Origin of the sequence: Thiohalophilus sp. (assembly GCF_031581315.1) — a bacterium.
In the GTDB taxonomy this organism is placed as follows: Bacteria; Pseudomonadota; Gammaproteobacteria; order UBA6429; family Thiohalophilaceae; genus Thiohalophilus.
On sequence record NZ_JAVLAZ010000072.1, the window covers coordinates 1 to 12,635 of the forward strand.

11 protein-coding genes and 1 tRNA gene are annotated in these 12,635 nt (G+C 58.2%); 1 reads left to right on the plus strand and 11 read right to left on the minus strand.

The window, feature by feature from the left end; all coding sequences use genetic code 11:
• Positions 1-259: 259 nt before the first annotated feature.
• The 11 genes from RI563_RS10200 to rnr all read right to left on the minus strand — a co-directional run bounded on the left by RI563_RS10200 (position 260) and on the right by rnr (position 12,174).
• Complete coding sequence (locus tag RI563_RS10200; RefSeq protein ID WP_310694276.1) at positions 260-913, minus strand: hypothetical protein; 654 nt, start codon at positions 911-913, stop codon at positions 260-262.
• A 39-nt stretch (positions 914-952) separates the two neighbouring features.
• Positions 953-2,380: a hypothetical protein gene (locus RI563_RS10205; RefSeq protein ID WP_310694277.1), complete on the minus strand. Its 1,428-nt coding sequence runs from the start codon at positions 2,378-2,380 to the stop codon at positions 953-955.
• Between the two features lie 660 nt (positions 2,381-3,040).
• Positions 3,041-3,913 (minus strand): GGDEF domain-containing protein, encoded by an 873-nt coding sequence (locus RI563_RS10210; protein ID WP_310694278.1) that lies wholly within the window; start codon positions 3,911-3,913, stop codon positions 3,041-3,043.
• 32 nt (positions 3,914-3,945) lie between these two features.
• Entirely contained in the window at positions 3,946-5,022 is a 1,077-nt protein-coding gene (gene alr, locus RI563_RS10215) for an alanine racemase (protein ID WP_310694279.1), read from the minus strand.
• Entirely contained in the window at positions 5,019-6,419 is a 1,401-nt protein-coding gene (gene dnaB / locus RI563_RS10220) for a replicative DNA helicase (RefSeq protein WP_310694280.1), read from the minus strand. Before dnaB ends, alr begins: the two co-directional genes overlap by 4 nt.
• Before the next feature lie 246 nt (positions 6,420-6,665).
• Positions 6,666-7,115 carry a 50S ribosomal protein L9 gene (gene rplI, locus RI563_RS10225; protein WP_310694281.1) on the minus strand — a complete coding sequence of 150 codons (450 nt, stop codon included), beginning with the start codon at positions 7,113-7,115 and terminating at the stop codon, positions 6,666-6,668.
• A 41-nt stretch (positions 7,116-7,156) separates the two neighbouring features.
• Entirely contained in the window at positions 7,157-8,083 is a 927-nt protein-coding gene (locus RI563_RS10230; protein ID WP_310694282.1) for a DUF2232 domain-containing protein, read from the minus strand.
• 39 nt (positions 8,084-8,122) lie between these two features.
• Entirely contained in the window at positions 8,123-8,353 is a 231-nt protein-coding gene (gene rpsR / locus RI563_RS10235) for a 30S ribosomal protein S18 (RefSeq protein ID WP_310694283.1), read from the minus strand.
• 37 nt (positions 8,354-8,390) lie between these two features.
• Positions 8,391-8,744, minus strand: coding sequence for a 30S ribosomal protein S6 (gene rpsF, locus RI563_RS10240; protein ID WP_310694284.1), 354 nt, complete (start codon positions 8,742-8,744; stop codon positions 8,391-8,393).
• 256 nt (positions 8,745-9,000) lie between these two features.
• Positions 9,001-9,744 carry a 23S rRNA (guanosine(2251)-2'-O)-methyltransferase RlmB gene (rlmB, locus tag RI563_RS10245; RefSeq protein ID WP_310694285.1) on the minus strand — a complete coding sequence of 248 codons (744 nt, stop codon included), beginning with the start codon at positions 9,742-9,744 and terminating at the stop codon, positions 9,001-9,003.
• 18 nt (positions 9,745-9,762) lie between these two features.
• Complete coding sequence (rnr, locus tag RI563_RS10250; RefSeq protein ID WP_310694286.1) at positions 9,763-12,174, minus strand: ribonuclease R; 2,412 nt, start codon at positions 12,172-12,174, stop codon at positions 9,763-9,765.
• Between the two features lie 135 nt (positions 12,175-12,309).
• Between rnr and RI563_RS10255 the strand changes: the two genes are divergently transcribed.
• Positions 12,310-12,396 (plus strand) — tRNA-Leu (locus tag RI563_RS10255).
• Positions 12,397-12,635 lie beyond the last annotated feature (239 nt).

Below are 12,635 nucleotides of genomic sequence, written 5' to 3' on the forward strand. Positions count from 1 at the left end.
CCCACCACACCCAGAATAAAAATATCCACAACCAGCGCACCGATCCGGCGCCAGAATCCACAAATCCATTTAGTTTCTTGTTGTTCGTCCATTTCTTTCCCTCTTTTTTCAGGATGCAGCTTAGAACCGTCTTTTCCCTATCAAAATACGCCGTTTAAGCAGCGATTTTAGCCGGATTTTGACAAATAGATATTATCTATCAATAACTTGATAAGGTCCGACCCGTCACGAAGTTTATAGGTCGCTGTGCAGCCGCTTGTTAATCTCTCGGCCAATCTGACTGTGCAAGTCGGCTTTTGGGAATTTCGTATGCTCTGTAGTAATACTCGTAGACCGTTTGCTCTCCCCCTTTTGACCGATATAGTTCTAAATGGTCAAAAAGCCCTTCTGCTGCCAATTTGGCTTTGAGCCAGATATCGCGGTCTTGAAACAACACCCCATCAGCTTGCTTTCGAAAAGCTAAACCATCCCGCAACATTTCTAAATGTTGCTCCCAATCTATGCTGTCGCTCTCCAATAGTGTTCGAAGAGGCAATTCTTTAATGTCCGATGCAGCACCAATATCATTACCCCAAACCCATGGGCTGTCACACGTTACAGCCAAACTCTTACAATAGTTGAGTTCGTTCTCAAACTTATAGATTGTGTGTAATAGCCCCTCAAGTTCTCGTTGCAACCGTGACTGCCTGAGCGTTTCCAGGAGCCCTGCAAACGCTAAGAACGCAAAAAAGGGACCTAGAACACCGCCTATATACCCTCCAAAACTTGCCCAATCCTGCGGCGAATCAGACAGGGAGCCGTGAAAGTTGTAAAAATATGCTGACACAACTATTAGGGTGGTCAATACTGCCAGCCATAACGAAGTTTTAAGCGTGAATTCGAGGTTCATAGTTTTACGGAACTCTGGGGTCAAGTCTTGCCTTTTTCCTTACCGGAACCTAAATGTAAACATTCATTCTTCATTATAATTTTCATCTACCGGACGACTCTCTTCGGCCACAGGCTCTGAAACGGAAATTTCTTCCATATTACTTTCATTAGATTTAACTACCTCACTTTCTAGGGCCGGGTCCGTTTTTCTGATTTTTGGTGGTGGGGCAACCCACGCCTGCAGTCGTTGGCCTGCCAGCTCATAAAAATACGGGACGATTTTCTCAAGCTCGTCTATGAATACCTTGTTCTTTGCGAATTTCCCCGCCAAATCCGCCATGTAAAAGACCTCAAATGCTGCCGGTACCACATCGGTATTACTTGAGTCCAGAACGTCAGGATTTTCCAAAACTTCTGATAGCAGAGCCTGGGTGTCTTCCGCCCGACCGGGCCGCAATGCTTTTATATAAATGTCTTTGTCATGTATATTTTTAAGCTGCCGGATCAACCAGTTTGTTCTTGCGCTTGCACGTTTTTTGTCCTGCGGTGCCCCTAATCGCATGGCACATATTATCGTCCTTGTCGCCAGATCGGCGGTAACATTAAGATCGGCGGCCGCATCGGGTATCTCAAGATCACAGCTCAGGGTCTTATGTTTGACCAGATTCTCGGCATCATCACGCAATCTTTTCTGGGGATCGGTTCGGTGAGAACGGGACAATCGCAATTTCACCGGTCGACCGATTTTTCTGCTCATCTCAAGACATAAATCACGCTGCTCCTGATGCCAGCTTGAGACAGTATTTTCGACCCCCTCCGACGACTTATTCAGGGCCGCGTTACTTTTAATTTTCCCGATCACATCTTTCCACTCGCGGTTCATACTTGTGAAATGATTTACACCGCTTTTTTCATGCCCCAGATAGCGCACCACCTCATGGAGAACAAACTTTTGATCTTCTGATTCGATCTCATCACTATCCAGAAGCAGCGTCGCCTGAGTCACCAAGTACATCCAGGACCAATGATACAAATCGACACTTCGGGTGAACGTTTTCGGGATTTTGACGGGGTGATGCTCAGGCATCGCGACAAACTGATTTGTAATTGTGATTACAGCATCGATGTTATTTTGTTTTGCCAGTTGTAGGTAAGCGGAAAGTTGCTCCTCATTTACCTCGGCATTTCCAATTTTCGCTTCAATAAGTGCTTTCCATTGCTTTTTACCGGTATTGAGAACCAGCAAACCGTCAGGTCTGTCTTTCTTATCTTTTATATTTTTGATTGACGCATTGTCTTTGAATACGACTTCTGTCCAGGCATCGAGCTCTGCACGATTACCAACTCTCACACCTACCGAGCCCAGCATCACCTTGCGAAATTCAAAAACCCCTCGCATTGCCGCCAGGGCAATTGATGCCGCACGCTGCTCCCCATTGGAATCTGCAGTGACAGGAATTAGACGAGCTTCGTCACCTATTTTCAGAATATCAGGTAATTTTTTACTCATTATTATTCTCCCCAATGTAAGAATGTAAGGGTGGGAGCCTGATAACTTAGATATCTATCCTGTTCTAGCAAGGCATGGCTCTATATCCTGACAAAGTGTAGATCATTCTAACGGCCTATACTGCTCCTGGAAAACCTGAATTTCCCTGACCCAGGGTTTTCCCTGCCCTATCTAGTCTGTTTCCCCATCCCGTTAGACGACGCCGAGCATCGCAGTGGAAGGAGGATTAGCCCGAAGGGTGCGCGCAGGAAGGCGCGCACTCGCCAGTCGGCACAGGGATGTGCCGTCGGGCGAGCCCGACTGGAGCGAGAAGCGCAGGGAACCGGTTCAGCCATTGGAAATGGCTGAACCGGCGGCGTCTTTCGGGCGCGTTTCCTTTGGTTCGTTTCGTTGTCGCGTTACAACGAAATGAACCCGAGGCGCGCTGGCGGGTCAGCGCTTTCAAGATCAAGCTCGCCCGGAGGGCGGTCATTTAGGAAGTAGATTTTGATCACCCCTCCCTAGCCCTCCCCTTGAAGGGGAGGGTATAAAGTCCGGTGGTGCGAAAGCCCGCTTTCAAGATCAAGCTCGCCCGGAGGGCGAACATTTAGGTAGAAACTGGATGCTTGATCACCCCTCCCTACCCCTCCCCTTGCAGGGGAGGGAATAAAAAAATGAAAGTTACAACACTTCCACCTGGTTCCCCCCACCCTCGCGCGCCAGCCGCACAGCTTCCACACACCGGTCGGTGAACAGTTCCACATTATCGTGCACCTGCGCTTCGGTGACGCCGCAGCTGATGCTCACCAGACCGAAGTTGTCGATCAGGGTGCCATCGATGGACTTGACCAGTTTCTGCGCCAGGCGCCGGGCATCGCCCTGGCGGGTTTCGGGAATGAGAATGGCGAACTCGTCTTCGGACCAGCGGGCGGGGATGTCGGTCGCGCGGATGCGTGAACGGATCCGGTTAGCCACGCTGCGGATGACGTGTTCGCTGGTGGCCTGACCGTGGACGGCAGCGATCTCGGAGAAACGATCGATATCCACCAGGATCAGGGACAGGCTGTGATGATAGCGTTGCTTGCGCGCCAGTTCGTACTCGATCAGATCGCCGAACTTGCGACGGTTGTAAAAACGGGTCAGTCCGTCGATGCTGGCGATCTCTTCCAGATCGCGGGTGCGATCCTTTAATACGGTAATCTCGGAGTTGACCGAGTCGGAGGGATTGCGCACTTCCTCGGCACGCAGTTCGATCAACTCTTCCAGCCGGTTTTTGTATTCCAGCAGTTCCTGTTGCAGGGATTCCTGGCGTTTGAGTTTGCGCCGTGCCGCCACGCCCAGGGTCACCATCAACACGATGATGCCGCTGCGCAGCGCAATGTCGAACAACGGGGGAAAGATCAGGTTCTCGACCAGGGTCTGGGGCACCTGCAAGACATAGACATCGACCATCGCATCCAGCAGCCACAGCAACATGCCGGACAGCAGGCCATACAACGGCATATAGCGCCCCTTGTCGCGCGAGTCATACAGGGCGTAGGCGGCAACGTTCATGGCAATGCCTCCGGGTTCGAACCGCTGACGGTTCAGTGATGAACGTACTCGAAATCGACACGCGATGTCACTTTACATAATAGCTCATAGGCGATGGTTCCGGCGGCAGTGGCGATCTCCTCCACCGGCAGCCCCTCGCCCCACAGGATCACTTCATCGCCGATGGTGGCATCGGGACATTCGCGTAGATCCAGGCAAAGCATGTCCATCGACACGCGTCCGACGATGGGCACCCGCTTGCCGCCCAACAGCACCGGCGTGCCGCTGGGCACGTGGCGCGGATAGCCGTCGCCGTAGCCGATGGCCACCACGCCCACCGGCATGGCTTCGGGACAGCGCCAGCTGCCGCCGTAACCGATGGGTTCGCCGGTCCCATGCCGGTTGACCGCGATCAGTTGTGAGCGCAGGGTCATCACCGGCTGCAGATCCTGTTGTTCGCCAACACTATTGATAAAGGGTGAGGCACCATAGAGCATGATGCCGGGGCGGGCCCAGTCGCTTTTGCTTTGCGACCAGCCGAGCAGGCCGGCCGAGTTGGCGATGCTGCGCGCCGTGACACTGAGATCGTCCAGGGTCTCGAAACGGCGGATCTGCTCCAGGGTATAGTCGTCCTCGCGATCGTCGGCGTTGGCCAGGTGGGTCATCAGCCGCACACTGGCGACCCGCGGGCAGTTGAGCAGGCGGGTCAGCATCGCCGGTGTCTCCTGCGGGGCAATCCCCAGGCGATGCATGCCGGTGTCGACCTTGAGCCAGAGATCCAGCGCCGGGCCCGGAGTTTGTTCCAGGATGGCGATCTGATCGGGATGATGGATCACCGGCTGCAGCTGGTAGCCGTCGATCAGGCGCAACTCGTCGGCCCGGACGAAGCCTTCGAGTAACACTACCGCTTGCGGGATGCCCGCCTCGCGCAGGCTGATCGCCTCGTCGATGGACGCCACGCCGAAGGCATCGGCGTCATCCAGGGCCTGGGCGACCTCGACCATGCCGTGGCCGTATCCGTTGGCCTTGATGATCGCCATCAGCCGGCTGCCGGGGGCATGCTGGCGGGCAATGGTCAGGTTGTGTTGCAGGGCGCGGAGGTTAATGGTGGCCCGTGTTGCACGGGTCATGCACCGGGCCCTTCGAGATAGTTGTCGCCGGAGATATAGTTTTCGAACTTGGTGTACTGACCGAGGAAGGTCAGTCGCGCGGTGCCGATCGGGCCGTTACGCTGTTTGGAGATGATGATCTCGGCGGTGCCTTTGTCGGTGCTGTCTTCATTGTAGACCTCATCGCGATAGATAAAGACGATCACGTCGGCGTCCTGCTCGATGGCGCCCGACTCGCGCAGATCGGACATAACCGGGCGCTTGTTGGGCCGCTGTTCCAGCGAGCGGTTGAGCTGCGAGAGGGTAATGACCGGCACGTTGAGTTCCTTGGCCAGTCCCTTGAGGCCGCGCGAGATCTCCGAGATCTCGGTGGCACGGTTTTCGGTATTACCGCCGACCTGCATCAGCTGCAGATAGTCGATCACGACCAGACCCAGGCCATGCTCGCGCTTGATGCGCCGGGCGCGGGAGCGGATCTCGTTGGGGGTCAGCCCCGGCGTGTCGTCGATATAGATCGGCGCCTCGTTAAGAATGCCCACCGCCGAGGTCAGGCGCGGCCAGTCCGAATCGTCCAGCTTGCCGGTACGGATCTTGTGCTGATCGATGCGCCCCAGCGAGGACATCATACGCATCACCAGTTGCTCGCCGGGCATTTCCATACTGAACACGGCCACCGGCACCTGGTGCTTGATAGCGGCATTTTCCACCAGGTTCATGGCGAAGGAGGTTTTGCCCATGGAGGGGCGCCCGGCGATGATAACCAGATCCGAGTTTTGCAGGCCGGAGGTCATGTCGTCGAAATCGGTATAGCCGGTGGGCACGCCGGTATAGGCGTCACTGCTTTGATAAAGCGCGTCGATGCGATCCACCGCCTTGACCAGCAGATCCTTGATGCCGACATAGCCGGAACGGTTGCGCGCGCCCTGCTCGGCAATGTCGAACACCGCCTTCTCGGCCTGATCCAGCACTTCGGCGCTGTTGCGCCCTTCAGGGTTGTAGGCGAGGTTGCCGATCTCGGAGGCCACGCGGGTCAACTGGCGCAGTACCGAGCGCTCACGCACGATGCCCGAATAGGCCTTGATGTTGGCGGCGGTGGGGGTGTTCTTGGCCAGCCCGCCCAGGTAACTCATGCCGCCGGCGGCATCCAGCTGGTTATGGCGCTCCAGCCATTCGGAGAGGGTGACGACGTCACAGGGATCGCTTTCCTGGGCCAGCGCGGCGATGGCGCGGAAGATCAGGCGGTGATCGCGACGGTAAAAATCTTCTTCGGTGACCTGATCGGCGACCTGGTCCCAGCTGCTGTTGTCGATCATCAGCCCGCCGAGCACCGCCTGCTCCGCCTCGATGGAGTGCGGCGGCACTTTGAGTGCGTCGGTGGCCTGATCCGTGGCGGTTACCGAGTAAATTGCATCAGGCATGGTGGTTAGTCTTATTATCCCAGCATGGCCGGGGCCGCGGACGGGCGGTGCTCCCGGAGAATGTCATCGAAACGAACCCTCGCTCCCGTGGCGGGAAGCCCTGAGCATAGCACAACCCCGACCGGGATCGGAGATCCGGCGCACGGATTGATACGGGAAAATAAGTGGGAGACAACCCGCACGACAGCGGCCTGCGAAAGGCGTGCCAGAGTCGGCTGCGGGCGGGAAGACCCCGCCCGCCGGCGATCACTCGGCTTCGACGATGACCTTGATGGACTGCGTGACTTCAGGATGCAGCTGCAGTTCGACCTCGTATTCGCCGGTCAGGCGAATCGGCCCTTCGGGCAGGGTCACTTCGCGCTTTTCCAGCTCGATGCCGGCGGCGGTCACCGCGTCGGCGATGTCGGCCACGGCCACGGAGCCGAACAGCTTGCCTTCTTCACCGGCCTGGGCACGGACGATCACCTGACCCAACTCGGCGATTTTTTCGGCGCGGGCCTTGGCCGCATTCAGGGCTTCAGCAGCCGCTTTTTCCAGCTCGGCGCGGCGCGCTTCGAACATTTCGACGTTCTCTTTGGTGGCCGGAACCGCTTTTTTCTGCGGCAGCAGAAAGTTGCGGCCATAACCGGGGCGCACGTTGACCTTGTCGCCCAGGGTGCCAAGATTGGCTACATTTTCCAGCAGAATGACTTCCATTTTATTGACCTCAATGCCTGTCGCTTGATGTGACTTGTTGATTAACCCACCGCACCGGGAAAACGGCGACGGAGTTCAATCCAGTTATCCAGTATGCCCAGCATGGCGATCGCAAGCGCGCCATAGGGCAGTGTAAAAAACAGCACGATATACAACACCACCAGCCAGACCTGCGCATTCTGGCTGCGGGTGGCCAGAGCATGGCCCACGGCCAGCCCCTGAAACAAAAACACGCCCAGTACCACGGTGGCCGCATTGACCAGCCACTGTCCGGCCAGACCGCCCACGAACTGGGCCAGCGCCACAATGGCCAGCGACACCCCGGCGGCCAGGGTGCCCAGACGCAGCTGGTGAAACTCACCGGGACTGGCGCTGCCGAACAGCAGCGCCTGCCAGTAGCGCCCGGCCAGCAGGCCGATGATCGCACTCAGTACCAGCGAGGTGAGCATGGCGCCGGTCATCAGCCGGGCTGATTGCTCCAGCATCGCCCGCAGGGCGACCTCGTCCTGAATCTCGATGCCGGCCTGTTTGAGCGCCGGGATCACCTGCTGGTTGAAATACTCGCCCCACCACTGGGCCGGATCCCCCAGCAGCGGGAACATAATGGTGATGCCGGCCAGTCCCACCAGCCCGCACAACAGCAAGGTCTGGGAGAGCGACTCGTGCTGGCGCAGCCACTGGGCCGCCAGCCAGGCCGGCGACCAGACCACCAGCGCATAGCCGACGGCAAAGTGCGGGCTACCGATCAGCATGGCCAGTACGGCCAGGGCGGCGGTGGCCCCCAGCACGATCAACAGACTCTCGCGGCTGGCCTGGGTTAGCCCCACCAGCGCCACCAGGCCGGCGCTGAGATAACTCAACGGCCAGCTCAGCGGGAAAAACAGCAGCGAGGCGATGGCCAGCCCGGTTACCGCCAGGATGGCCTGCAGCGGACCGCGCATGGCATAACTTGCCAGCGACTTCATCATTTCAGTTCCTCTGTTCGCGACGCACGAACAGGCGGTTTTTTAGTTCTTGTGCGAGTCGCTGTACGGCAGCAGCGCCAGATAACGGGCACGCTTGACGGCAGTGGCCAGCTGACGCTGGAACCGGGCCTTGGTGCCGGTAATGCGACTGGGCACAATCTTGCCGCTTTCGGTGACATTGGCCTTCAGCAAACCGAGATCCTTGTAATCGATCTCCTTGATGCCTTCGGCGGTAAAACGACAGAATTTCTTGCGACGGAAAAAACGGGCCATGATGTGATTCCTTTAATTTAACTGGTTAACGTCGGGCTCAAGCAGCGCTTTGCTCGCTGTCTTCTTCGCGCTCGTCTTTCTTCGCCATCGGGGACGGCTCGGTGACGGCTTCATCACGGCGGATGATCAGGTTGCGAATGACAGCGTCGTTAAAGCGGAAGCCACTTTCCAGTTCATCACGGGTGGCCTGGTCGCATTCGATGTTCAGCAGAACATAATGCGCCTTGTGGACTTTCTGGATGGAGTAAGCCAGCTGGCGGCGGCCCCAGTCCTCGACCCGGTGGACCTTGCCCCCGTTGCCTTCGACCAGGTTGCGATAACGTTCCAGCATGGCGGGAACCTGTTCACTCTGGTCAGGGTGGACCAGAAACACGATCTCATAGTGTCGCATCGACATCTCTTCCTTTCGGTTAGCAGCCCCCCGCCTGTCGCGGTGGAGCAAGGAATCCCGGTTTTTTGGCCGGGTTGACTAAAGGCTGCGCATTTTACTCGAGCGATCAGGGCTTTGCAATCCAGATATATAGGTAGGCCCGATATAGTGCAGCGGTATCGGGCAGATTGCCGGACACCGCTGCGCTTTGTCCGGCCTACCCTTTGATGATAGGGGCTAGATCCCAGGGCGAGTCCTAGCAGCTAGCTGCTAGAACCTAGCCCCTGCGTTGCCGCAGGGCTTCATAGAGACAGATCCCCGTACTGACGGAGACATTCAGGCTCTGGACGGTCCCAACCATGGGCAATTTGACCAGTTGATCGCAGTGCTCGCGGGTCAGGCGGCGCAGGCCTTTTTCCTCGGCGCCCATGACCAGCGCCAGCGGGCCGGCCAGGTCAGCCTGGTAGAGGTCGATCTCGGCGCTCAGGTCGGTGCCGACCAGCCAGATACCCCGTTCGCGCAGCTCGCGCAGGCTGCGGGCCAGGTTGGTGACCTGGATGAAGGGCACGATCTCGGCGGCGCCGCTGGCTACCTTGCGCACGGTGCTGGTCAGGCCGCAGGCGCGATCTTTGGGGGCGATGACCGCCTGCACCCCGGCGGCATCGGCGGTACGCAGGCAGGCGCCCAGGTTGTGCGGATCCTGGACGCCGTCGAGCACCAGTAAAAACGGGGGATCGTTCAGATCATCGAGAATCCGGGCCAGCTGACGCTCGTCGCCGGGGCCCGGCAGCGTCGCCTCGGCCGCCACACCCTGATGGCGCTGGCCGTCGGTCAGCTCATCCAGGACCTGACGCTTGACCCGCTCCAGGGCCACGCCGGCGGCGCGAACCTGCCCTTCCAGTTGCCGGGCCCGCTCGTCGCGCCGCCCCTGTTCCAGATAGACCCGCTCGATATGCTCGCTGTCACGTTTGACCGCCGCCTCGACCGCGTGCAGGCCGAAGATGATGTGTTTCTCTGCCATGGCGTGGTGCGCCCGGGATCAGTCGGTTTTCTTTTTGCCGCGCCGGCGGGTCGATTTTTTCCCGCTTTTCTTGCCGGTCTTCTTGCGCCCGCCACCCTCGTCGGAGTCGCTGCCAGCTTTTTTGCTGCTGCGCTTCTTACCAGCGGTTTTTTTGCCGGTTTTCTTGCCGCGACCGCCGCCCTTGCCGCCACGCTCGGGCAGTTCGCCATGGAAGGTCTCGCCGGTCAGGCTTTCCAGCAGCATGAAGTCCATTTTGCGCTCTTCCAGATCGACCCGCGCCAGTTTGACCCGCACGCGATCGCCGAGGCGGAACATCTGCCGCTGGCGTTCGCCGATCAGCCGGTGATGGGCGGGATCGAAATGGTAATAGTCGTTCTCCAGCGAGGTGACGTGCACCAGCCCCTCGACGAAGACTTCATCGAGTTCAATGAACAGACCGAAGCTGGTCACGCTGCTGATGGTACCGTTGTATTCCTCGCCCACCTTGTCGAGCATGAATTCGCACTTGAGCCAGTCGACCGCGTCGCGGGTCGCTTCGTCGGCGCGCCGTTCGGTCTGCGAGCAATGCTCACCCAGGTTTTCGATGGCGGCGTGATCGTAACGAAACGGCGGCAACTTCTTGCGTTGTAATAAACCGCCTTTTTTGTGTTTGATAACATGGCGAATGGCACGATGTACCAGTAGATCCGGATAGCGGCGAATCGGCGAGGTGAAGTGCGCATAGGCATCGAAGGCCAGGCCGAAGTGACCCACGTTGTCGGGGCTGTAGACCGCCTGCTGCAGGGTGCGCAACATCACGGTCTGAATCAGATGGGCATCGGGACGTTCGGATATCTGCTCCAGCAGTTTGGCGAAATGCTTGCCGTCGGGGCTGTCGCCGCCGCCGAGCTTGAGCCCGAACTCGCCGAGAAACTCACGCAGGGCCTCGAGTTTTTCCGGCTTGGGACCTTCATGCACGCGATACAGCGCCGGCACCTTGTGTTCCAGCAAGAAGCGGGCTGTGGCCACATTGGCGATGATCATGCACTCTTCGATCAGCTTGTGCGCGTCGTTGCGCACCGTGGGCACGATCGATTCGATTTTGCGATCCTCGCCGAAAACGATACGCGTTTCGGTGGTATCGAAATCGATGGCGCCCCGCTTGCTGCGCTGCTGGCGCAACGCCTGGTATAACTGGTAGAGGTTATGCAGATGCGGCAGCACCCCGGCATATTCACGGCAGAGCTGTGCATCCTCGTCGATCAACATGCCCGCCACCTTGTTATAGGTGAGCCGCGCATGGGAATACATGACCCCCGGGTAGAAGGTATACCCCTTGAGCACGCCGTTTTTATCCAGCTGCATGTCACACACCATGCACAGGCGATCGACTTCCGGATTCAGTGAACAGAGGCCATTGGAGAGAATCTCCGGCAACATGGGAATCACCCGCTCGGGGAAATAGACGGAGTTGCCCCGTTCCACCGCATCCTGATCCAGTGGCGAATCGGGCTCGACATAATGGGAGACGTCGGCAATCGCCACCAGCAGACGCCAGCCCTTGCGGTTAGGTTCGCAATAGACCGCGTCGTCGAAGTCACGGGCATCCTCACCGTCGATGGTCACCAGCGGCAGATGCCGGATATCCTCGCGGTCCGACTCCTGCTTGTCTTCTTCTTTGACCTGGTTGCTCAGTTCGGCAATCTGCGCCTCGGTTTGCGGCGACCAGACCTGTGGCAGGCCGTGGGAGCGGATCGCCACGTCGATCTCCATGCCCGGGGCCATGTGATCGCCGAGCACCTCGATAACCTGGCCGACGGCCTGGCGAAACGCGGTCGGCGGCTGGGCGATCTCGACGCTGACAATCTGGTTGTGTTCGGCCGGGCCGAGGTTTTCCTTCGGCACCAGGATGTCCTGGCTGATGCGTTTGTTATCGGGTACCACGAAGGCGACGCCGCCTTCGATGAACAGCCGGCCAACGATGGTCTTGTGGGCCCGCTCCAGCACCTCGACGATGGCGCCTTCACGGCGGCCACGCCGATCGATGCCGGCCACCCGGGCGAGCACCCGATCGCCATGGAAAGCGACCCGCATCTCGCGCCCGGAGAGGAACAGGTCGTCCGAGCCATCGTCGGGAATCAGGAACCCGAAACCGTCAGGATGGCCCTGCACCCGGCCTCTCACCAGGTCCATTTTGCTGATCAGGCCGTATTCGCGCTTGCGGTTGAATAAGAGCTGGCCATCGCGCTCCATGGCCCGCAGGCGACGGCGCAGTCCTTCCAGTTCGTCATCACTGTGCAAATCCAGTGCTTCGGCAATGGCCTCCCGGGACATGGGATGGCCGGACTGCTCGAGCAGATCCATGATGTATTCACGGCTGGGGATGGGGTTGTCGTATTTCTTGGCTTCGCGCTCGGCGTAAGGGTCTTGATTGTCAGAACGTTGGGTCATGGAATCTTCTTTCTCTCATTATTTTGTATTCGGTAACGCGATGTGTTTCGTCACCGGCGAATTATGCGTCATTTTTCGAGGCAGCGCTTGTGATTGACAAGCCCGGTGACTCTCTGTAAAGTGCGCGGCTTCTGAGCCGAGGTGGCGGAATTGGTAGACGCGCTAGCTTCAGGTGCTAGTGGGGGCAACCCCGTGGAGGTTCAAGTCCTCTCCTCGGCACCAATTCTCTCATAAAAGCCCCCTAACGGGGGCTTTTTTGTTTTACTCTTCCCCCGAACGAATCGTAGCGACACTGTCCGCCGGCACCCCCGTCGTCCCCGCCGGATGTTACACTCTCAGTTGTCAGCCACGGAACCGGACCATGAACGAGTCACAACTTCATCATATTATTGTTGTCGGCGGCGGCGCCGGCGGGCTGGAGCTGGCCACGCGTCTGGGCAAGACCCTGGGCAAAAAAGGCC

Excerpts from the sequence above, each read along its gene's own strand:
- RI563_RS10210 (WP_310694278.1), bottom strand. The coding sequence starts at position 3,913 with ATGAACGTTGCCGCCTACGCCCTGTATGACTCGCGCGACAAGGGGCGC.
- rpsR (WP_310694283.1), bottom strand. The coding sequence starts at position 8,353 with ATGGCCCGTTTTTTCCGTCGCAAGAAATTCTGTCGTTTTACCGCCGAA.
- rpsF (WP_310694284.1), bottom strand. The coding sequence starts at position 8,744 with ATGCGACACTATGAGATCGTGTTTCTGGTCCACCCTGACCAGAGTGAA.
- rnr (WP_310694286.1), bottom strand. The coding sequence starts at position 12,174 with ATGACCCAACGTTCTGACAATCAAGACCCTTACGCCGAGCGCGAAGCC.
- alr (WP_310694279.1), bottom strand. The coding sequence starts at position 5,022 with ATGACCCGTGCAACACGGGCCACCATTAACCTCCGCGCCCTGCAACAC.
- rlmB (WP_310694285.1), bottom strand. The coding sequence starts at position 9,744 with ATGGCAGAGAAACACATCATCTTCGGCCTGCACGCGGTCGAGGCGGCG.
- dnaB (WP_310694280.1), bottom strand. The coding sequence starts at position 6,419 with ATGCCTGATGCAATTTACTCGGTAACCGCCACGGATCAGGCCACCGAC.
- rplI (WP_310694281.1), bottom strand. The coding sequence starts at position 7,115 with ATGGAAGTCATTCTGCTGGAAAATGTAGCCAATCTTGGCACCCTGGGC.
- RI563_RS10205 (WP_310694277.1), bottom strand. The coding sequence starts at position 2,380 with ATGAGTAAAAAATTACCTGATATTCTGAAAATAGGTGACGAAGCTCGT.
- RI563_RS10230 (WP_310694282.1), bottom strand. The coding sequence starts at position 8,083 with ATGATGAAGTCGCTGGCAAGTTATGCCATGCGCGGTCCGCTGCAGGCC.